A 22004-nucleotide genomic window follows, 5' to 3' on the forward strand; every position below is an offset into this window, starting at 1 on the left:
AGCGATCAGGAGCGACGCGCGAACGCCTTTTCCAAGGTCTCGTCCAATGTCGGCTATGCCGGGGAAACCTCGACCTCGGAGAAGCGACGGCGGAAACAGCCGGAGCATCGGCGAGGCATCGCCCAAATCCGGGATGCGGATCGAAGCCGAGCCAAAGCTGCGTCACGTCTTTGCAAACAATAAGGGTTTGCAAACAATAAGGGCGCACGCCGACGGCCGCCATAAGTCGCCGCCAAACGGCGAATGGCGTTCGCTGCAAAACCGCCTGACCATAAATTGGTGAACGTCTGGAACCCGCAATTCCTGACCGGCTCGCCGCCGATCAGGCAGGTCCCCTTGCTAATAGTCAGCGAATTTTGAAAAAAAGCCCTTAATTAATGTCTGCGAAACTCGTCCGACAAATGCTCGACGCCTGCAGCGGCTTTCCGACTGGCTTCGTCGACTGTATTCACTGCGGCATTGATAGATTTTGACCATGCTTCCTGGTAAGTCTTGGTCATCTCGATAGGAAGAGCTGCTAAAAGTTCGCTGAATTTCCTCGTATGTCGCGCAATATGCTCGAATGCCTCCCTGACAAAGCTCGTCTGGATCGCCAGCACCTCTGACATTCCGCGGGCATTGCGCAACTGTTCCATAGTGCTTGTCGCATGCTCTAGCGACTCCCTGGACATTTCCGCGATTTCGCTAGCGAAAGCTTGCAGATTCTTAGACGCGGCCGAGACGCTATTTGCCGCTAAACCTGCGGCCTCGGTCGCCCCTCTTGTATCCTGCTCGATCATTTTGTTTCTCCCTACGCCGTTTCCCGCCCGCACGCCGCAGGCGGCCTATGGCAATCGTTCAGGCGCAAAGGAGTTGCATATCTCTGGTAAATCCTCTCCAATTTGTCGTTCGCAAGCTTGGCTTTGGCGCTCGTCCGATCAGCCAGGGCTTTGAATTTTTCGTAGAGCGTCGCCGATCGCGGCGAGCGCGGCGTCAACGGCCGCGCTGTCCGGCCCTCCTGCTTGCGCCATGTCGCGACGACCGCCGCCGCCTTTGCCGCCGAGCGCGGCCGCGGCGAGCCGCACCAAAGCGACGGCGTCGAAACGGTCGGTCAGGTCGGAGGTGACGCCAACCACAATGCCGGCCTTGCCATCCCCGTCGACGCCCGCTATCGCGACGACCCCTGAGCCGATGTTCTGCTTTGTTTCATCGACGAGCGATTTCAGGTCCTTCAACTCTATCGCCGAGACCGAGCGGCTAAAGAACTTAACGCCGCCGATGTCCTGCAGGGGATTCTCGGCCGCGCCGCCGCCGCCCATCGCCAATTTCTTGCGCGCGTCGCTCAACTCGCGCTCGAGTTTGCGCCGGTCTTCAATGAGGCTCGCGAGACGTTTGGAGGCGTCCTCTTCGGGCGCCTTAAGAAGGGCGGCCATGTCTTGCAGATGGCGCGCCTGCGCATTGAGCCGGCGTCGCGCTTCGTCCGCGGTCTTGGCTTCAACCCGGCGCACGCCGGCGGCGACGGCGCTTTCAGACACGATGCTGATCAGGCCGATGTCGCCGGTGCGCGCGACATGCGTGCCGCCGCAAAGTTCGATCGAAAAAGCGCGGTTGGAATGTTCGCCGCTCTCGCTCTCGCGATCTTGCGCGTAGCCCATCGAAACAACGCGCACTTCATCGCCATATTTTTCCCCAAAGAGCGCGCGGGCTCCGGCGCCGATGGCCTCATCCACAGCCATCAGGCGCGTTACGACAGGAGCATTCTCGATGACCACGCGATTGGCGATGTCCTCGATGCGCGCGAGCTCCTCCGCAGAAATTGGCTTTGGATGTGAAAAGTCAAAGCGCAGGCGATCTTCCGCGACGAGCGAACCCTTTTGCGCGACGTGATCGCCAAGGACCAGACGAAGCGCCTCATGCAAAAGATGGGTGGCCGAATGATTGGCTCGGACAGCCGTGCGGCGCCGATGATCGACGGCAAGTTCGAGCGCAAGCCCAAGCCTAATTTCACCTTCTTCGACGATCCCTTCATGGACAAAAACGTCGCCAAGTTTCTTTTGCGTGTTGATGACGCGAAAACGCGCCCCGTTGGCGCGCATAAAGCCGGTGTCGCCGACTTGGCCGCCGGACTCTCCGTAAAACGGCGTCTGGTTGAGAACGATAGAGCCTTTCTCTCCTTCGCGAAGGCGATCGGCTACCGCCCCATCCTTGACGACGGCCGCCACAACGCCTTCAGCGCGCTCGGTATCGTAGCCGAGGAAATCAGTCGCTCCGGCTTTCTCTTTGACGGCGAACCAAACGGTCCCGGTCGCGGCTTCTCCGGACCCTGTCCAAGCCTTTCGCGCTTCCGTGCGCTGGCGCTCCATTGCGATGTTGAAGCCATCGACGTCGACGCCGAGGGCGCGCGCGCGCAGCGCATCCTGGGTCAAATCCAGGGGAAAGCCATAAGTGTCGTATAATTTGAACGCGACTTGGCCGGGCAAGGAGCCGCCTTGAGGAAGATCGCGGACGGCCTCGTCCAGAATCGAAAGGCCTCTGGCGAGCGTGTCGAGGAAACGCGTCTCTTCAAGCCGCAATGTTTCGACGATGAGCGGCTCGGCGCGGAGCAGCTCGGGGTAGGCTTGCCCCATTTCGCGCGACAGAACCGGAACCAGCCGCCACATCAGCGGCTCGCGGGCGCCAAGAAGCTGGGCGTGGCGCATGGCGCGGCGCATAATGCGGCGCAAGACATAGCCGCGCCCCTCATTCGAGGGAGTGACGCCATCGGCGATCAGGAAGGCGGCGGCGCGCAGATGATCGGCGATGACGCGATGACTGGCCTTTTGCGGACCGTCCGGATCGACGCCGGTCGCCGCCGCGACTGCGAGGATCAAGGCGCGCATGAGGTCGATGTCGTAATTCGACGTTACGCCTTGGAGCAGCGCGGCTATGCGCTCAAGGCCCATGCCGGTGTCAATCGACGGCCGCGGGAGATCGACGCGCTGATCGGGAGCGATCTGCTCGAATTGCATGAAAACAAGGTTCCAGAATTCGAGAAAACGATCGCCATCCTGATCGGCGCTGCCGGGCGGGCCGCCCTGCAGTTTGTCGCCTTGATCGTAAAAAATTTCCGAGCTGGGGCCACAGGGGCCCGTATCCCCCATCGCCCAGAAATTGTCGGACGTTGAAATGCGAATAATCCTCGAATCAGGAATGCCGGCGATCTTTTTCCATAAGGAGAAGGCTTCGTCGTCGGTGTGGTAGACCGTGACGAGAAGCCGGTCTTTTGGCAGACCAAATTCCTGTGTGATCAGTTTCCAGGCGAGCTCGATCGCGAGAGGCTTAAAATAGTCTCCAAAAGAGAAATTGCCGAGCATTTCGAAAAATGTATGGTGCCTTGCAGTATAGCCGACATTATCGAGATCATTGTGTTTGCCGCCGGCGCGGACGCATTTTTGCGCGCTCGCGGCGCGCACATAGGGCCGTTTTTCGACGCCCGTGAACAAATTCTTGAATTGAACCATGCCCGCGTTGGTGAACATGAGAGTCGGGTCGTTCCGCGGCACGAGCGACGCGGACGGGACGATCTCGTGCCCGTTTTTGCTGAAAAAATCGAGGAACCCCGAGCGGATTTCGTTCACGCCGTTCATGTCTTTTCCATCTCATCCATTGGCGCTGAAGCGCAAAGCCGATCCTTTGCTCCCGCATCGAATCGCTGGTTTCAACTGCGAGTTCGCGCCGCGTCGCGCGTTTTGAGGGCATGGCTCAATTCAGCGCAAGCCGCCCCCAACGCGAGCGAAAATGAGTGCGGCAAATGCAAAACGCAAGCGCCGAATGGCGAGCCGGTCCCCCGAGCTACTCTCCAGCCTCTTCGTCGGCGGCGTCAGCGACGTCGAGAATTTTATCTGTGATCACGCCGGAGTTTTCGCGAATGGCGAGCTCGATCTTATCCGCTATCAACGGGTTGGCTTTTAGGAAATTCTTGGAATTCTCGCGGCCTTGGCCGAGGCGTTGGCTGTCATAAGAGAACCAGGCCCCTGATTTTTCGACGACGCCGGCTTTGACGCCAAGATCGATCAGTTCGCCGATTTTCGATATGCCTTCGCCATACATGATGTCGAATTCGACCTGCTTGAACGGCGGCGCGACCTTGTTCTTGACGACTTTTACGCGCGTCTGATTGCCGGTGACCTCGTCGTGGTCCTTGATCGAGCCGATGCGGCGGATGTCGAGCCGCACGGACGCGTAGAATTTCAATGCATTGCCGCCTGTCGTCGTCTCCGGGCTGCCATACATGACGCCGATTTTCATCCTGATCTGGTTGATGAAAATGACCATGGTGTGAGAGCGCGAAATCGATGCGGTGAGCTTGCGCAGAGCTTGGCTCATGAGCCGCGCCTGAAGGCCGGGCTGGCTGTCGCCCATCTCGCCTTCGATTTCCGCGCGGGGAGTCAGCGCCGCCACAGAATCGATGACCAGCACATCGACGGCCCCGGAGCGCACCAGCGTGTCGGTGATCTCCAAAGCCTGTTCGCCGGTATCTGGCTGCGAGACCAGAAGATCCTCGAGGTTGACGCCGAGCTTTCGCGCATAAATCGTATCCAGCGCATGTTCCGCGTCTATGAAGGCGCAGACGCCGCCCTTCTTCTGGGCTTCGGCGATGACATGCAAAGTCAGGGTCGTCTTTCCGGACGATTCGGGACCGTAGATTTCGACGACTCGTCCGCGCGGCAGTCCGCCGACGCCGAGGGCGATGTCAAGGCCAAGCGATCCAGTTGGCACCGTCTCGATCTCGACGGCTTTCTGATTCTTGCCGAGCCGCATGATCGAGCCTTTGCCAAAGGCGCGTTCAATCTGCGACAGGGCGGCGTCAAGGGCCTTGGTCTTGTCCACGGACGTTCCTTCTACGAGGCGGAGATTCGCTTGACTCATTTGATTCATCCTTCTGGCACAGCCTTGGCGCGGAGCGCAATGTGATCTGCGTTGCGGTCAAATGTACCTGATTTGTTCTCATTAGCCAAGTTCATTATTTGTTCTTAGTTAAGGCGGTGGAAGAATTTTTTCGATCGCAACGAGTAGGGATAGGTAGCGAGACGAGAGCTTCATCTTTAACTGCGAGCGGCGCCTTTGACCGCCTCGATCAATTGCTTCAGGGAAAACGGCTTTGGCAAAAAGGCGAAGTCCTCGCCTTCGGGGAGATTTTTTGCAAAAGCGTCCTCAGCGTAGCCTGACACAAAAATAACTTTCGCCTTGACGCCGCGTTTGCGCAATTCGCCGAACATGGTCGGGCCGTCCATTTCCGGCATCACCACGTCGGAGACGACGAGATCGATTTTTCCTTGATTCTGTTCGACGATCTCAAGCGCCTCAACGCCCGACGCCGCCTGCAGCACGCTATAGCCGCGCGAGGCGAGGGCGCGCGCGGCGAAGGCTCTGACGGCCTCTTCGTCTTCGACAAGCAAGATCGTGCCATGGCCGGTGAGATCGGCGGCGGCCGCCTTCACTGGTTCGACGGGAGGCGGCGCGTCATTGGCGTCGGCGATATAACGCGGCAGCAGCACCGTGAAGGTCGTTCCTTTGCCGACGACGCTGGCGCAAAAGACATATCCCCCCGTCTGTTTCACAATCCCATAGACCATCGAGAGGCCAAGGCCGGTGCCTTTGCCGACCTCTTTGGTCGTAAAAAACGGCTCGAAGATCTTATCTTTCACCGCCGGGGGGATGCCATGGCCGAAGTCTTCGACTTCGATTGCGACGTAGTCTGCGGCGATGAGCGACTTCTCTTCAAACTCCGGGCATTCGTCCGGCGTCACGTTGCGGGTGCGCAACAAAATCTTGCCCCCGTCCGGCATGGCGTCGCGCGCGTTGACGATCAAATTTATCATGACTTGTTCAAGCTGATTGATATCGGCTTTGACCAGCCAGAGATCGCGGCCGTGGCGCAAGTCGAGGTCGATCTTTTCGCCGACTAGCCGGCGCATCAGAATTTGCAGATCGGAGAGAACGTCGCCGAGCTGCAGGATTTGCGGCCGCAGGGTCTGACGGCGTGAAAAAGCGAGCAGCTGGCGCACCAGCCCGGCGGCGCGATTGGCGTTCTGCTTGATCTGCATGATGTCGCGGAACGAGGGGTCGGTTGGCCGGTGATTGGCGAGGAGTAGATCCGAATAGCCGATGATCGCGGTCAGGACATTGTTGAAATCATGCGCGACGCCGCCGGCGAGCTGTCCGATCGCCTGCATTTTCTGCGATTGCGCGAAATTGTGCTGCAATGTGCGTTGCTCGGTCGTGTCGAGAGCGTAGATAGTCGCGCCGCCGCCATCGCGTTCTTCCGATGCGGAGATGAAGAGGCGAGCCGACCGGTCGCCTTCGCCCTCGAGCCCGGCGTCGACGGGAGCGATGTCGGTTTTCGATTGGGCGGCGGCGGCCAATGCCGTTTCAAGCGCGCCGCGGTCGCGCTCGAGGATGCCGGCATAGATCGAGCGGCTGGCCCCGCCATCGGCTGACTTCAACGCTTCGGGCATGAGTCGGGCGAATGCGGCGTTGGAGCGCGTTATGCGTCCGGCGTTGTCGAGACTGGCGATCGCCATCGGCGTCGAGTTGAAAACCCGCGCGAAGCGAACCTCGGCGGCGCGCAGATCTTCCGCCGGTTCCTCGCCCGGCGCGCGATTGAGAACGAGGGTGCGCGAAGGGCCAGCCGCGCCGTCATGGCCGAAAGCGACGCGATGGAGCAGGCGAACCGGCAGGCTTTGGCCGTTGCGGCGTTTCAAGTCGATGTCGAATTGCTCGGTGCGAACCTCGCCGGAGCCGCCGGCGATCGAGGCGAGCAGCGAGGCCCCGTCGCCGGCCACAAAATCGGTCAATTCGAGTCCGCCGGAGCCAACTTGGGCGAGGTCGTAATCGAGCCAGGCCGCAAGGGTCGCGTTCATGTAAGACACGCCGCCATTGCGGTCGCAGGAAAAAAAGCCCGCTGGCGCATAATCGAGGAAATCGATGGCGTGCTGCAGCTCCTGAAAGACGTTTTCCTGCCTCTCGCGTTCCCTGGTTACGTCGGCGACGGTCCAGAGGTTGGCGCGCTTCGTCTTCGCGAAGGGCAGGGGCCGCACCTTGATCTTGTACCAGCCGACGCGTCCCTCGCCGCTGAGCGGCGGACTTAAACGCACTTCTTCGACGGTCGGCTTGCCATCGCGCGCGGCTTGCGCCAGCCGGTAGATGGCCTCGGAGACGTCAGGGGCGCCGGAAAAGAGCCGCTCCACCGCGCGCAGATCCGCCGGATTGCGGGCTCCGGACAGATTCATATAGCTTTCATTGGCGTAAATGATCTTGCCTGCCGCGTCGGTTGCGACCAATCCCTCCGGATTATTGTCGCATACCAGTTTTGTGATGTCGTTCTTTGAGGCTTGGCCGGAAAACTGAAGGATGCCGACGGCGAAGGCGAAGAGGGCAAAAATGCCGACGATGGCCAGCAGGGCGAGCAAACCCATGACGAGACTTGCCGCCTCATCCTTGGGTAAAAAAGAGAAAATGGCGGCGGCTGCGCCCAGAAACAGGGCGAAAAGCAAGACCAGAACGGGGCTGCCCGAGCGTTCGGTGCGGTCGACCGCGGCGGAAATCGGCTGGTCGCTCATAAATGTTTATCCGGCGTAAGCGAAGCGTCAATAATGTTCGACGCAAACTGGCAGAACTTAATTGAATTTGTCTTGATCCGCGCGAGTTCGGGCGCAAATCCCGCAGGATGCCGAGGCTTTGCAGGACGCCAAGGCGAAGACGCGATCAAACGCGTTGCGAATTCCGAACGCCAGAACGCTGTTGGCCCCTGACCGCCTCAGCGACGATGCGGTCCAAAACCTGGCTTTGCAATCGCATCCTGAAGATTTCCCCCAATAATGGTCTACTGCATGCGCAATCCTTGCGCGAGGCGCCTTGGCGATCCTTGAGCTTGGTTGTGACGCAATCGCGGCCCTTTCTGGCGATCGGATTCTTAATTTTACCTTTCCAAGTAATAAAGTCCCGACGCGAGGGATTTGAAACCCTGGCGGCGCTTGACGCAAGCGTCGGGATTTTCAATGGTTTGTCTTGATCTTTTCGTCGCTCCCGCATAGTCGATCTGGTTACGATGCGGATCGTCGTCCGATATCTTCGAGTGAGTCGCGCTGATGCTCGCCCTAAGCGACAAGATTTTCGAGAACAAGACTTTGATGTTCGCCGTTGCGATAATCGCCCTGCTTGTCGCGGTGGCGCTGCTTTTACTGATTTTTCGCATAGCCTTCGGACGCAAGCTGCGAATGCCGGGAGGCGGCAGGGCGAGGTTGCCTCGGCTTGGCATTGTCGACGCGTTCGATCTCGATCGGCAGCGCCAACTTGTGATCATTCGGCGCGACAATGTCGAGCATCTCTTGATGATCGGCGGTCCGAACGACCTCGTCATCGAGTCGGAGATCATTCGGGCGGAAGCTCGCGACAACAGGAGTCGCGACAAAGAGATTCGCGAGAAAGATCAGAGGGAGGCGCCGCAAGCGCCCGCCGCCATTTCGTGGCCTTCCGAAATCGAGGCCCCCTCCTCCCGGGCTGCTTTGAGCCAGCCGCAACCGGCGCGCAGAACGCCGCCGCCCCCGGCGCTCGCGCCAGAACCTGAGCTCGAACCCTCAGTGAGGGTCGCCGATCAGCCGCCGCTGGCGCCCATAGCGTCGCCGCCGCCCCGGCCCCCGGCTTTTCCGATGCCGCCGCGCCGCGCGGCGCAGCCAATGACGCCGCAGCGCACGCCAGCGCCGCGCGAGCCGATCGGACGCCCCGAGCCCTCCGTAAAGAGCGAAGCTGGAGCTAATCCTTCGAGCGCTTTTCCGCGCGCGCCGCTAGCCACGCCTTTCCTGCGGCCGTCGCCGCCGCGTCAATTGGCGGAGTCATTTTTAAAGCCGGCTTCGCTGCCGGCAGTGCCTGCGGCGCCTGTGGTCTCCGAACCGCCGGCCGCCGCGCCCGCAGCGCCTGCGCCCGAGCCGGCCGCGTCTGCTCTGCCTGCGCCAACGGAAGCGCAGACGCGACCCGACGCCGAGCCTTCGCCCCCGTCTTTGGCCGCTGAGACGACAGCGCCTTCTCAAACGACTGCGCCGACATCTGCGCAAACGCCTGTCGAGCCGTCGCCGCCTGATCCTTTTGATTCATTGGAAGAGGAAATGGCCAAACTTCTTGGCCGGGGACCGGGGGCATAAGCGATCCCCCGGTCGGTTTTCACGCCCGAAAGTCATCGCCGAGCCGCTTGCTTTTTCGGCGATAATGTTATGGTTGCAACGCATCTTGCGTGCGGCGTAATTGCGTTGAAATGCGGCCCATCTAGCCTTTCCGCCTCAGGAGCCGGAGAGGAAAGCCTTGACCAAAATCAGCCTTTTGGCGCCGTTTGCTGCGGTCGTCATTGCGAGCGCCCCGACCCACGCCAACACGCGCCTTGTGGACGCCCCAGGCTCGACTGCCGATGCGACGATCGCCAAAGCTCTTTTGAGCCAAGACTACCTGGCTCACACAGGCGCGACAGTCTCGCTGCCGCTGGTTTCTGCGGGCGCGCCATCAACGCTTCTTCCCCGCTCCATCGACGATCTATACAAAAGCCTGGAAATTCGGATCTGCAATAACTGCTGACGTTTCTTGGTCTCCAGGGCAGCGACGCCGCGCGACGCTAAACGGCCAAACAAACAAAGCATCGCCGCTGGAGATTGACGACATCGCCCTGGTTTTCACGCGCGGCTCCGGGTTGGCGCCTCCAAGACAGAGATCAACGGAATCCAGCCATGAAATCCTTCAATCATTCCGATGTCGCCATTCTCAATGGCTTCGGTCGGAGTTTAGGCGACAGCGTCATCGGGTTGCAGGCCCTGAAGTTGGCGATCGAGGCTGGCGTCATTCCGCCTCATCCCGTCTTATTCCGCCTTCCCGACTCATCGACGTTAATCCCGGAGCTCTATTACGCGGCCAGAGATTTCGCCGCCGTGCGAACTTTGCCCTGGGCCGATGAGACGCCTGGACCGCCGCCCGCCGCGGCCGCGGATTTCTCACGGGTCATAGATCTGCGCGACTTCGCCTTCGATCCGAGTTTTCGCGGCGTCGCCATGATAGATTTTTTTCTTAGCCGGCTCGGGCTCGATCCGGCCGAGGTGGAATCCGGCCGCAAGCGCAATTCATGGCTCGCGCCTCGAGCGCAGCGTCGCCAGGACGCAGCCGCCTCCGGCTATGTGCTGGTATGCCCGACAGCATCCATGGAATTACGCCGGATGCCGACGGCAATCCATGACGCGACGATGGCATGGCTGCAATCCCGCAGCGGCCGGATGGTGCTGAGCCAGTCAGCGTTGCCTAGAGAATCCTCGCTCGCCGGATTATGTGGTCTCGTCGCCTCGGCAGGTCTCATCGTGACCACAGACACCGGCATGGTGCATTTAGCGGATGCCTTTTCCGTACCATGCTTGGCTTTCTTCACGACCCATCGGCCGGAATGGCGCGCGCGCGACTATCCGTTGTGTCACGCCGTCTATCTGCAGGCCTCAAGCCTTCCGCCGGCCCTCGAATTTGCGCGCGTTGACGAAGACATCGAGGGCGTCCGCGCGGCCTGGTTCCCTCACGGCGGCGATTTTGCGTGGCTTACGAGTGCGCTGGAGGAGGCCGTGGCAATGGCGGAGACAAAAATCAAACCGGTCCATCGGAGTTGATCGCCCCCGACGCGCGAACCAACAACCAATGCGTTCCGCTAACGCCTTGCTCGAGTTCCTGAGAGCCGCGCCGCGACTGCTTGCCGATCCTCCTCTCTGTTCGAGATCTTGCGCGAATGTGCGGCCGACGCCAGCTGGACATTCGAACCAATGGCGAGGCTACGTTTTGGTTCTCTCGCAAAGGATCAGAAGCGCACGTCCGCCTTGACGTATACGGTGCGCGGATCGCCGACGAAGGCGCCGGCTCCGTTGGCGGCGATAAAATAAAGCGTGTTGGCGATGTTCTTTATACCGATCGCCACATCCCACTTCGGTTGCGTGTAGGTGAGATTGGCGTCGAAGATCGTATATGCCGGCACCATGTCGGTATTAAGCTGGTCGCCAAAAATCTTGCCCTTGTAATTCAGTCCGGCGCTGACGGTGAAGCCTCTGATTCCGGAAACCTCGAAGTCGTAGGTGGTCCACAGGTTAAAGATCTTCGCTGGAACGCCGATCGGCACTTTGCCGACCGCTGTCGGCGCTGACGGATTATCCGTCAGAACCGCCTGCTGCAGCGTGCCGTTGGCGAGGAACTTCCATTCCGGCGTAACGTGGAGTTCAAGATCAGCTTCAAGGCCGTGCGTAAATTGAGAGCCGAATGTTGGTTCGTCGTTGACCAGGGTGAAGACGTTTTGGCGATCGACGTTGAACGCCGCTAGGGTGAAATTCAGGCGGTTGTCTGGAGTGTTCAGCTTCACGCCCAGTTCATACTGTAGCGCCGATTCCGGGGCTTGGATGGCCGCTGTCGTGGCCTCGGAGGTGAAGTTGGCCAAATGACTGCGCGCGACGCCAAAATAGGGAGAGACGCCGGGAAGAACCTTATAAAGAATGCCGGCGCTCCAATCGAATGGCGAATCGGCTCGCCCGTAATTTACCCCCGGCAGAAACACCTGAGAGCCCTCGAAAATGCGGCCCGGGATGAAAATATCGGGCGTCAGAGTCGTGCTCCACCAGTTCTGGCGGCCGCTCAACCGAAGTTTGAGTTGGTCCGTTACGTCGATTTGATCGGTAGCGTAAGCGCCGAGATAGGTCGCCTTGAGACTGTCGATTTCGCCCTTTGTCGCGGTGCGAATAAAGTTCAAATTGCCGGTCGAGGTTTCCGGAATGATCGGGGCGAAGATATTTTCGATGTTTGGCAGGTTGGCGTCGGATTGATTGGTGAATAGGCTCTCATGTTGCGCTTCGAAGCCTGTCACAAGCGTATGCCCGACGCTTGCAGTATGAAATCTCCAAACGGGCTCCAAAGTATAGTCGAAGTCATCGGAGGCATCATATTGCAGGCGAAGCGAGCGCCCTGTGTCTGCGACGCCGACAATCGTCCCGCTGTCGCCATTGCGCAAGATCTGCGAGGCGCGGTGCAGGTACGAGAACCGGTTGTTTATCGTGAGAAAATCATTGACGGTCCAGACATCGCTCAATTCTACGCGCACGAGGTTCTGCTGCGCAAAGTTGAACGGCGTCGAATATTTCGTGTTGCGCGCAATGCTGATAGGGGCGCCATGGAAATAGAGCAGGCCGTAAGGATCGGGCGTGTTTTCGAGGCGGCGCGCGTCCACGACAAAGGTGATGACGTGATCATTGATATCCCAACGCAGCACTGGGCGGACTTCATAGTCGCCGCTCTTTAGGCTCCGAAATCCGCTGGAATGCTGCACCAGTCCATCGATGCGAAAATCGAGGCCGGAGATGCTGGTTGGACCCGTCGCCCAATAGTTCGATGAGAGCGTGTTGTAAGAGCCATACTGAACGCCGGCCCCGTAAGCCAGAGTGGACGCTGGCGCAAAATGCGTAATGTTGATGGTGCCGCCGGGAGGGCCGCTGCCGAGCAGGGCGGAGCCAGGACCTTTCAGCACCTCGACGCTTTGAACGCCATTCAGCGAATGCGGAATGCCGTTGAGTTGGTCGCCGTCTGTGAACCCGTCGGTGTAAATTCGCGCATCCAGACCGCGGATAAGAAAGCGGTCGAAGAATCCATGCGAATCCGCGCCGCCCGTGCTAAGGCCGCTGACGTCCTGGACGACGTCCGCCAGATGTGTGCCGCCTTGTTCGCTAATCAGTTCGCTCGGCACAACTTTAATGCTGAGCGGCAAATCCTCGACCTTCGTCCCGGTCAACGCCACCTTTGGAACCTGCACAAGCATTGGCAAAGATTCAACGGCGGCTCCGGCGGCGTTTGCGCCTTCGACGTTCACTTCCGGCAGCGCCAGCGCGCCAGCGTCTTGTCCGCCGGCGTCTTGCGCATGCGCGCCAGCGATGCCGACAATGCTGGCAAACGCGATACCCAACAGAAGCGGCGCGGTATAGATTTCGCTTCGCAAACGCGACGAGCGCTTCGATAAATAAGCTGATGATGTAAGTGCTATATTGTTATTGTCGTAACTATGAGTTGATTCCATAAACTCCGAATGGAATAGCTTCATAAAAGAGGAAATATAATTATATTTTTGGTATTTTGACGAAGAATACATTATATGCACCCGCCCAATAGGGATCTGTACGCAAATCTATACGTTACAGTCCAGGGATCAGATGGAGGGTGTCTACCAGTTACAGCCATAAAGCGTCAACTTGGCTTATATTATACTTATTCTAAGCGTCTTCTGATTTATTGTTTTAGACTAATTAAATAATGAGGATTCATTTATAGATGGTTCAATAGATAAGAACGTATATGATGCTTCTAGGCGCCCCCGCGCCAAGGCATGCCGGACGCTTAGCTCTCACGAAGATGTGTAGATTGCTGCTGCAATAGTAATCGGCGCGCGATTGCCGCCCGCGCCGCAATAGCGATCAAAGATGTGGGTACAGTTTTGGAAAAGGCTTAAAGCGCGCTCACGCAGCTTTGGCGCGGCGGTGCTTCCTCGCTCGAGCGAGGTGGATCTGCAGGGCGGTTATAGCGCGGAGACTCCGCTATCCGCCGCTTGCGGAGTTTGCGCGGACGCAAGGAGCGCCGTCGCGGAGAAGATGTCGCGCGACGGGGCTACCCGGAATTAGCTATAGAGTTCTTCGATGACCGAAGGATCGATGTCTAGCCGAGATGGGCTTTGATTTTGTCGCCGAGATCGGTCTGCTCCCAGGAGAATCCGCCATCGGCGTCGGGCTCGCGGCCGAAATGGCCGTAAGCCGCGGTGCGCGCATAGATCGGCCGGTTAAGCTGCAGATGTTCCCGAATGCCGCGCGACGACAGCCGCATGCTTCGGCTCAGCGCGACCTCCAGCTTGTCTTCAGCGACCTGCCCAGTGCCGTGGGTATCGACGTAAATCGATAGCGGCTCGGCGACGCCGATCGCGTAGGAGAGCTGAATGGTGCACCGATCGGCCAGGCCAGCGGCGACGACATTCTTTGCAAGATAGCGCGCGGCATAGGCGGCCGAACGGTCGACTTTGGTCGGATCCTTGCCGGAAAACGCGCCGCCGCCGTGCGGTGCCGCTCCGCCGTAAGTATCGACGATGATTTTGCGCCCGGTCAGACCGGTGTCGCCGTCGGGGCCTCCGATCACGAACTTGCCTGTGGGATTGACGTGCCAGATCGTGTCCTTGGTGATCCAGCCTTCCGGCAAAGTCGCGCGGATATGCGGCTCGACGATGCTGCGAACGTCGTTTGAACTCAGATTGGCGTCGAGGTGTTGCGTCGACAGAACGATTTGCGTCACGCCGACCGGCTTGCCATCGACATATCGGACCGTCACTTGGCTTTTCGCGTCGGGACCGAGCTTTGCTCCGTCGCCTTTGCCGCTTTTGCGGTAGTTCGCAAGAACCTCGAGGATCTTATGGGAATAATAGAGCGGCGCTGGCATGAAAGTCGGGGTTTCGCGGCAGGCGTAGCCGAACATGATCCCTTGATCGCCGGCCCCCTCGTCATTGCCGGCGCCCGCGTCGACGCCCTGCGCGATATCGGCGGATTGGGCGTGCAGCAATACATCGACCTTGGCGTTGCGCCAGTGAAAGCCGTCTTGCTCATAGCCGATGTTTTTGATCGCCGCTCTCGCCGCAGCTTCGATCGCCGCCGCCTCGATGGCGGGGCCGCGCACTTCGCCGGCGATCACAACTCGATTGGTCGTCGCCAAAGTCTCGCAACCGACGCGGATCTGATAGGGATTGACGCCGCTTTTGGCCCCTTCGCGAAAGAAAAGATCGACCACCTCGTCTGAAATGCGGTCGCATACCTTGTCGGGATGACCTTCGGCGACTGACTCGCTGGTAAAAAGGTAATTCTGACGAGCCATCGGCTGTCTCCGGTTGAGCAGAAAGGTCGTCGCCATCGGCCACCTAGCGCACGGTTGCGCAAGACGGCCTGCGACTCGCCGGAAATTTCAGCATGGCGTTCGTTTTGTCAAGCGATTTAGGTCTTTTCGTTCGTAGGAACGAATTCGGCCGTTAAGCCGGACGAAATTGGACTATGCATCCTCATCAACAGCATGGCGCGCGGTCATCTCAACGCCGGCTTCCTCGCCAGCGAGAGCGGAGACGAGGTCTATGATCCGTTTACGGATCTTCACGTCATGGATCCGGGCGAAGGCCATATTGAGATGCAGCCCCTCGGCCGTGGACAGGAAATCGGCGACATAGGTCGAATGCGAATCTTCGGCGACCCCATTATGGCTCGGCGCATTGCTGCCCGCGATCTCAAAGGATGGCGCCCCTTCGAAGAAAAACGCCGGCGGCACGTCGAGCGTGCGCGAGATCTGCTGCAGTCGACTCGCGCCGATGCGATTGGCCCCTTTTTCGTATTTCTGAACCTGCTGAAACGTGAGGCCCAAAGCCTCGCCCAATTTTTCCTGGCTCATGCCCAGAATGACCCGGCGCATGCGGACGCGGCTGCCGACATGCCGGTCAATCGGATTGGGTATCTTTTTCACCTTGTCCATTGTCGAACTCTGATCGGTCATAGCCAAACTTTCTCTACAAGGTAGAACATTTTGGGTTCTACACCAGAAGCGAAACATTCAACGCCACAACCGTTTCGGTGGGCGCACGAAGATATGCGCGGATTGCGATAGAATGCCCGGTGGTTGTGACGAAAAGCAAAAATAAATAGAAGACACTTAATATTTATTGTCAAACGCGGGCTCTGCCGGCCAACGCAAGGCAAAGGGTCGCCAGCCACAACATAAACGGGCTGGCGAAGGGAAATTGTGAAAAAAGCGGCTCAGCAATCCTTTGCGGCAGCGGGCCATTCAGCACCCCTTCGACGCCGAGCGGCAACTGCGCCAAAATCCGTCCGTAAGGATCAACGATGGCGGAAATTCCCGTGTTCGCCGCCCGAATCAGCGGCAATCCCTCCTCGATGGCGCGCAATCGCGACTGTGCGAAATGCTGATAAGGGCCCGCGGTTAGACCGAACCAGCCGTCATTGGTCACATTGAGCAGAAGGCCGGGCCGCACGCCGCCTCCGTCTTCAGGCAGGACTTCGCCAGGAAAAATCGCTTCATAGCAAATCAGAGTCGCAACCGGGGGCAATCCCGGCACGGTCAGCATCTTTCGTTTGAGGCCCGCTTCGAAGCCGCCGGGAACATGAACGAAATGGTGCAGACCGAATCGCTGCAGAATGGATTGAAGGGGTAAATACTCCCCGAAAGGCACGAGGTGGACCTTATCATAAGTATCGATGATGATTCCGCTGCTGTCGATGACCTGGACCGAATTGAAATATTTTGGGCGGACCAATTGCGATGACGGCAAGCCGAAACTTTTGAAGAGGGTTGCGAGACTCTCCTCGGCTCGCGCGGCGCCAGTGACGAGAACCGAGCCCAGCGGCAAGGCGGCGCCGATTTGCGCCAGCGCCTCCGCATCGCGCGATAAAATGAAGGGAAACGCGGATTCCGGCCAGATCAGAACTGTTTCGTCCGTCGAATCAGGATCGGGATCGAGCGCCGAAAGACTTAGGTAATGGGCGAGGATCGCATTTCTGTATTCCGGGCTGAATTTATCGTCCTGTCCCAAATTGGGCTGCATGATGCGCAAGGCGATGCCGGGGACGGCGTCGTCTTTTGCTTGATGCAAGCGCAAGGCGCCGAAACCGGAAATCGCCGCCAAGGCGAGCAAAGCCATCAGAGTGGGCATCCACGCGCGCCAGGACAAAGGCTTGATCGAAAGGGTTGCAGGCGCAGCGAATAGAGCGATCGCGAGAACCGTCAAGCCATAAAGGCCGACGAGGGAGGCGAGTTGTGCCGTGACGAGATTGTCGCCGAGCGCCATGCCGAAAACATTGATCGGAAACCCCGTCAGAAGGTGTCCGCGCAGCCATTCGGTGAAGCTCAGCGCTGCGGCGAACGCAAAAATGCGTGAGGGGCCGCGCGTCCAGATGAGGCGGGCCAGCATGAAGCCGAGCCCTTGGTAGAGGGCCAGCGCCGCCGGAAGTCCCAATACGCCGAGCGGCAACGCCCAGGCGAACTCGTCGGCCTCAACGAGAAATGCCGACCCGATCCACCATAGGCCGGCGACGAAATAGCCAAAGCCCCACCACCAACCGACGGCAAACGCGCGCCGCGCCGCCGGCGGCAAGCCGAGCCAAGGGCTCCAGGAACGCCAATTGCGCCAAGAGGCGCGCGGGGCGACCGCTTTCCGGTTGGGTTCGGCCGAGCCATCGATGAGCCAGATGGCGACGGTCATCGGGATCACCATCGCGGGAAGAAAATTATACGGCGCCTGGGTAAGCGCTCCGACGGCTCCCGCCGCAAAGGCGATCAGGCGGCGGCGCCAGCCGGTGGCGCTGATGATCATTGCGCCGAGCGCGAACATAAAATGTCTCTTGCTGGATCGCGTCGGGTCTTGATGAGCCGCGCAGCCGTCCATTTGCGCATGATCACGTGAAATTGAATCGATCATGCGCTTTTGGCTCCAATGCGCGATCCCGGCCAGGGTCTTCGAACTTCTCGGAATCATGCTATAGCGCGTGTCCGACTCCAGAGCTCGCAGAACGGCTGAAAGCTCTATGACCCTCAGCCCTTCTCATATTTGGCCAGTCCTCTCATATTTGGATCGTCGGCGAATCGCCATAGCGCGCCGCCTGCGCCCCAGTTGAATGTTCGCCTGAACCGTGACCGAAGTCTCCAGCGAACTTCTATCGATTCCCAAAAGTTCACGGAGGTGAATTTGCGCCTGAATACAATATTCCGCTTTGCAATGGCGGGCCTTTCCGCCGCGCTTTTAGTCACCGCCGAAGTTCCGGCGCAGGCGATGCCGACGGCTCCCATCGGTCAGTGGGCTGGATCGGCTGACGGTCTTGCCCCGACGACGGTTCAGGCCCAGCCTGACGCCCATCATGGACCGGTCGCCAACGGCCATGGCCCGGCGGCGCGCCCCGGCAACGGTCGTCCCGCCAACGGTCGTCCGGGCTTCGGGCGTCCAGGATATGGGCGTCCTGGCTTCGTTGGCCCTGGCTACGGCCGTCCCGGCTACCGCGCTTGGGTCAGACCTTATCGTTGGGCTCCTGGCGGAGCCATCGCGGCCGGTTTCGCCATCGGATTCCTCACCGCCGCGGCGGTGGCGTCCTGGGCTCCGCCGCCGCCCCAGCCCGGCATGTGCTGGTATTATACCGACCCCAGCCAGCAGAACGGGTTCTGGGACTATTGTCAGTGACCGCGGGTTCGGCCCTTTAGTCTGACGGCGCGGCGGGCCGGGAACGCTCGCCGTCCAAGCTTCTTGAAGCGCCGCCGCCGTTAAGCACTGCGGCGAGGAGGCCTGGAAACATTCGATCGAGGTCCGCGCGCCTGAGTTCGTTCATGTGAGACGGTCCGTCCGTCCGCGTCAGAATGACGCCGGAGTCGCGCAACACGCGAAAGTGATGCGACATGCTCGATTTCGGACGGCCGCCATCGAGAGCGTTGCAAGTCTGCGCGCCTTCGCGATCGAGTTGCCGGACGATCTCCAAGCGCACAGGGTCGCTCAGCGCGTAAAGCACCCGCGTCAGCTCAATGGCTCCGCAATCCGGATGATGCAGCGTCCTCACGCGTTGAAGTCCTTCATGGCGGCCCATATTGTTAGTTCGTAATTTATCGAATAATAGAACATATCGGGCCTCTGGCTGTTTCGCAATTGTTTTGGAAAGTTTTCCCCGCATGGCTTCGTTATTCGATTCTTTCACCCTCAAAGACATCACGCTGAAGAACCGCATCGCGGTCTCGCCCATGTGCCAGTATTCCGCGGAAAATGGGATCATCAATGATTGGCACTTGGCTCACCTCGCTGGTCTCGCCCGCGGCGGCGCGGGCCTCGTCATCGTCGAGGCGACGGCGGTGTCGCCCGAAGGGCGCATACGCCCGGTTGCGCCGGCCTTTGGACCGACGCCCAGGCGAGCGCGTTCGCCGGCGCGGTGAAGGCGATCAAGGCCGGAGGCTCCGTGCCCGGCATCCAGATCGGCCATGCCGGCCGCAAGGCCAGCGCCAACCGTCCTTGGGAGGGGGATGACCACATTCCCGAAGGCGATCCTCGCGGATGGCAGCCGATCGCGCCTTCGGCGATCGCATTTGGCGCACATTTGCCGCGCGTGCCGCGCGCGATGAGCCTTGATGACATCCGCCGCGTCCGAAGCGATTTCGTCGCCGCCGCCAAAAGGGCGCGCGAGGCCGGCTTCGAATGGTTGGAGCTGCACTTTGCGCATGGCTATATGGGCCAGAGCTTTTTCTCGACCTGGTCGAACAAGCGCGAGGACGCCTATGGCGGCAATTTCGAGAACCGCAGCCGCTTCCTGGTGGAAACTCTGGCCGCGGTGCGCGCGGTTTGGCCGGAAAATTTGCCCCTGGCCGCGCGTTTGGGCGTCACGGAATTCGATGGCCGCGAAGGCGAGCTCGAGGAGTCGATCGAACTGGTTCGACGTCTCAAAAGCGGCGGGCTCGACCTAATCGACCTCAGCGTTGGCTTCTCCACTCCGACGGCCGCCATTCCTTGGGGGCCGGCCTTCATGGCCCCTATCGCCGAAAGGGTCCGCCGCGAGGCGCATATTCCGGCGGCGACAAGTTGGTTCATCAGCGAGCCTGCTCAGGCTGACGCCTTGATCCGAGAAGGCAAAGTCGATCTCGTGGGGCTGGGTCGCCCGCTGCTCGAGAATCCGCATTGGCCCTATCGCGCGGCCCGAGAACTCGGCGTCGATAAGGCGGCCTGGACGCTTCCGGCCCCATACGCTTATTGGCTGGAGCGTTATCGCGCCGCCTGAGCAAGCGCCGCCGCCATTCGTCGTTAACGGAGCCTGCAATGCCTCGGAACATTGCGCTGATCGCCGGGGCCAGCGGGGTGTCATCAAGGAATTGCGGGCCTCGACGGTGAAAGCTGCGATGGGATTAGATGACGCGGACGAGTTGTCTCTGAGCGTCGCTGGTCGCGCCAAGCATTCTTGGGGCCCCTGGTTCGCTATGCTTCCGAGGCGGATCGCTTGCTATGGCGGAGCATGAAGATCGAAATTACCATAACGAGAATCAGGCCGCCAAGCACGCTGAGCTCCAGCATCGTGGAGTTGAGAAATGCCTGCGAGTCAGGAGTCCATTTGCTGAGCTGCTTAGCCTGCGAGGACTCCAGCGTGATGACCAACACGCGCCGGATCGAGGCGATCAGTCCGACGATCAGGAATGGTTCGCACACCAGCGCGCCGGACCGGAAGGAGACGCGGACAGTGTGCAATATCTCAACGATCATCAGCACGAACAGCAGCCGATCGATCGCGAGGACGAGCGAGTCCGCTTCGCCATATTCATGCACGGCGCTCCAGAGCGACGTCACGGCGCCGCCTATGCCGAGCAGCGCTGCCAAAGCCAGCAGCAAGCCCAAAGCTATATAGGCAAAATTTTCGATTTTCAGAAAAGCGCGGCTGGCCGCCGCGCCAATGCCTGTTCCATCGCCATCCGCGTTTTCGTCGCTGTTCATGTCCGTCCCAGATCGGTTGTATGATTGCCGCTTTGCGGCTGGGTTGGGCGCAGGCCCGGCGCTTTTCGACCTAGCCACAAAAACTCGTCGAAATCCATTCATGCGCAACGCGCGATCCAGCGGCCGCGAGATGAGGGCGGTGATCCAGCCGACATTTTTGGGGTTGAAATTCTCGATTCAGAAGAAATTCATAAAGTATCCTTGCATTTTCACTGGCCTCGGACCATGTTGATTGGGTCGATAGATGGCCAGATGACTGGGCCTTGTGCTGATTACGTCAGCATTGCGCTAACATTCTTCTTCTCCTGAAAAATGCGATTTCGACTGCCCGCGATGGCGGGCCCGCTATAACTCTGTTTGTGAAAGGGTTTCCTAGTGACTACGGGAACCGTGAAATGGTTTAACGCCCAGAAGGGCTTTGGTTTCATTGCGCCGGACGACGGCGGCAGTGATGCGTTCGTCCATATCAGCGCCGTCGAGCGCTCGGGCATCGGCGACTTGCGTGACGGCCAGAAGGTGAGCTTCGAGCTCGTCTCCGACCGCAAGAGCGGCAAGATGTCGGCCGACAACCTCAAGATTTTGGGCTGATCGCAACGCCGGAGCCCGTGAAATTTTACGAGCCCGATTTCTAGGGCTTAGTTTCATGGGCTCGCTGGGTCAGCATCGATCCGCCTGGTCGACCACGGATGTACTGGCGGCCCGAAGGATCGATGCGGCCCTATTCTTCATGGGCACCCTGCGCCTTGCTTGCCCCGCAGCCCATTGAGGTAGCGGGGCATTTTCATTTTTATGGGTCGATCGATCGCCAAGCGATCAGAGGTCCATGTCTGTAGGCATCGAAGACCGATCGGCTGAGCGCACCGCGTCGGTTGCTTGCGGGGCCGCGAGGATGAAGGTTCAGCCTCAATCTATTCCTTCGCGTAGTAGCTTGTCGTTCCGTCTATCCAGTCTTGCCGCTGCGGCGAGAAGATATCGATATCGATCGTATCCTCGGTGAACGTGAACTCGTGCGGAACGTTGGGTGGAATGATCATGATGTCGCCGGCGCGCATCACATATTTCTTGCCCTGCGAATAAACTTCCGCTTCTCCCGCAACAATCCATGTGATCTGCTCATTGGCGTGGTGATGCACCGGCACCACCGCGCCTTTCTTCATTATCCATTTTGTGAAAGTGGATTGAGAGCCGTGGAGATATTGGCGCTGCACCAATGGAGACACTTGCTCGATTGGCTGAGCGTCGAGATGGTGGAGCGAGGGAGCGGCGGCCATATGAGGGCTGATCAATGGCAATAGGCCTTTGCCGGGCGCGTCAGTGACTTGGGCTGATGAATGCAACGTCGGCGCCGCCGCGCCTAGCGTTCCTGTCTGTCCTGTGCTGGTCATGAACGTCAATGCTCCCATCGCAAGTGCTGTCCGCCAGAGAAAGCGAGACATGTCGCATCGTACCGCCTGCGACGGCT

General features: G+C 59.5%; 16 protein-coding genes and 1 pseudogene. 6 read left to right on the forward strand and 11 right to left on the reverse strand.

Features of this window, described 5'->3' with window-relative positions; all coding sequences use genetic code 11:
• Nucleotides 1-374: 374 nt before the first annotated feature.
• The 4 genes from WDN46_09180 to WDN46_09195 all read right to left on the reverse strand — a co-directional run bounded on the left by WDN46_09180 (nt 375) and on the right by WDN46_09195 (nt 7580).
• Nucleotides 375-779: a phasin family protein gene (locus WDN46_09180; protein MEJ0093593.1), complete on the reverse strand. Its 405-nt coding sequence runs from the start codon at nt 777-779 to the stop codon at nt 375-377.
• Between the two features lie 138 nt (nt 780-917).
• On the reverse strand, nt 918-3605 hold the full coding sequence (alaS, locus tag WDN46_09185) for an alanine--tRNA ligase (GenBank protein ID MEJ0093594.1): 2688 nt from the start codon (nt 3603-3605) through the stop codon (nt 918-920).
• Nucleotides 3606-3810: 205 nt separating this feature from the next.
• On the reverse strand, nt 3811-4887 hold the full coding sequence (gene recA / locus WDN46_09190) for a recombinase RecA (protein ID MEJ0093595.1): 1077 nt from the start codon (nt 4885-4887) through the stop codon (nt 3811-3813).
• Between the two features lie 176 nt (nt 4888-5063).
• Nucleotides 5064-7580 (reverse strand): response regulator, encoded by a 2517-nt coding sequence (locus WDN46_09195; protein MEJ0093596.1) that lies wholly within the window; start codon nt 7578-7580, stop codon nt 5064-5066.
• 528 nt (nt 7581-8108) lie between these two features.
• Between WDN46_09195 and WDN46_09200 the strand changes: the two genes are divergently transcribed.
• The 3 genes from WDN46_09200 to WDN46_09210 all read left to right on the forward strand — a co-directional run bounded on the left by WDN46_09200 (nt 8109) and on the right by WDN46_09210 (nt 10646).
• Nucleotides 8109-9158: a hypothetical protein gene (locus WDN46_09200; GenBank protein ID MEJ0093597.1), complete on the forward strand. Its 1050-nt coding sequence runs from the start codon at nt 8109-8111 to the stop codon at nt 9156-9158.
• Between the two features lie 157 nt (nt 9159-9315).
• On the forward strand, nt 9316-9582 hold the full coding sequence (locus WDN46_09205; GenBank protein ID MEJ0093598.1) for a hypothetical protein: 267 nt from the start codon (nt 9316-9318) through the stop codon (nt 9580-9582).
• Nucleotides 9583-9731: 149 nt separating this feature from the next.
• On the forward strand, nt 9732-10646 hold the full coding sequence (locus WDN46_09210; protein ID MEJ0093599.1) for a glycosyltransferase family 9 protein: 915 nt from the start codon (nt 9732-9734) through the stop codon (nt 10644-10646).
• Between the two features lie 185 nt (nt 10647-10831).
• Here WDN46_09210 and WDN46_09215 read toward each other — a convergent pair whose 3' ends face one another.
• The 4 genes from WDN46_09215 to lnt form a co-directional block, all read right to left on the reverse strand.
• Complete coding sequence (locus WDN46_09215) at nt 10832-12970, reverse strand: TonB-dependent receptor (protein ID MEJ0093600.1); 2139 nt, start codon at nt 12968-12970, stop codon at nt 10832-10834.
• 743 nt (nt 12971-13713) lie between these two features.
• The gene (metK, locus tag WDN46_09220) at nt 13714-14910 is read right to left on the reverse strand and encodes a methionine adenosyltransferase (protein MEJ0093601.1); all 1197 of its coding nucleotides are present in this window, start codon (nt 14908-14910) and stop codon (nt 13714-13716) included.
• 171 nt (nt 14911-15081) lie between these two features.
• Nucleotides 15082-15573 carry a helix-turn-helix transcriptional regulator gene (locus WDN46_09225; GenBank protein MEJ0093602.1) on the reverse strand — a complete coding sequence of 164 codons (492 nt, stop codon included), beginning with the start codon at nt 15571-15573 and terminating at the stop codon, nt 15082-15084.
• Between the two features lie 169 nt (nt 15574-15742).
• Nucleotides 15743-17407: an apolipoprotein N-acyltransferase gene (gene lnt, locus WDN46_09230; protein ID MEJ0093603.1), complete on the reverse strand. Its 1665-nt coding sequence runs from the start codon at nt 17405-17407 to the stop codon at nt 15743-15745.
• Nucleotides 17408-17809: 402 nt separating this feature from the next.
• On the opposite strand from lnt, the gene WDN46_09235 reads away from it, so the two are divergent.
• The gene (locus WDN46_09235) at nt 17810-18265 is read left to right on the forward strand and encodes a hypothetical protein (GenBank protein MEJ0093604.1); all 456 of its coding nucleotides are present in this window, start codon (nt 17810-17812) and stop codon (nt 18263-18265) included.
• Between the two features lie 16 nt (nt 18266-18281).
• Here the strand turns inward: WDN46_09235 and WDN46_09240 are convergent, their stop codons facing one another.
• Nucleotides 18282-18662, reverse strand: a complete 381-nt coding sequence (locus tag WDN46_09240; protein MEJ0093605.1) for a helix-turn-helix domain-containing protein — start codon at nt 18660-18662, stop codon at nt 18282-18284.
• Between the two features lie 82 nt (nt 18663-18744).
• Here WDN46_09240 and WDN46_09245 point away from each other — a divergent pair.
• Nucleotides 18745-19838: pseudogene (locus tag WDN46_09245) on the forward strand (NADH:flavin oxidoreductase/NADH oxidase).
• A 194-nt stretch (nt 19839-20032) separates the two neighbouring features.
• On the opposite strand, the gene WDN46_09250 reads toward WDN46_09245, so the two are convergent.
• Nucleotides 20033-20542, reverse strand: coding sequence for a phosphate-starvation-inducible PsiE family protein (locus WDN46_09250; GenBank protein MEJ0093606.1), 510 nt, complete (start codon nt 20540-20542; stop codon nt 20033-20035).
• 375 nt (nt 20543-20917) lie between these two features.
• Between WDN46_09250 and WDN46_09255 the strand changes: the two genes are divergently transcribed.
• Nucleotides 20918-21130 (forward strand): cold-shock protein, encoded by a 213-nt coding sequence (locus tag WDN46_09255; GenBank protein ID MEJ0093607.1) that lies wholly within the window; start codon nt 20918-20920, stop codon nt 21128-21130.
• A 320-nt stretch (nt 21131-21450) separates the two neighbouring features.
• Here the strand turns inward: WDN46_09255 and WDN46_09260 are convergent, their stop codons facing one another.
• Nucleotides 21451-21927, reverse strand: a complete 477-nt coding sequence (locus WDN46_09260) for a cupin domain-containing protein (protein ID MEJ0093608.1) — start codon at nt 21925-21927, stop codon at nt 21451-21453.
• Between the last annotated feature and the right edge of the window lie 77 nt (nt 21928-22004).

Origin of the sequence: Methylocella sp. (assembly GCA_037200525.1) — a bacterium.
GTDB lineage: Bacteria > Pseudomonadota > Alphaproteobacteria > Rhizobiales > Beijerinckiaceae > Methylocapsa.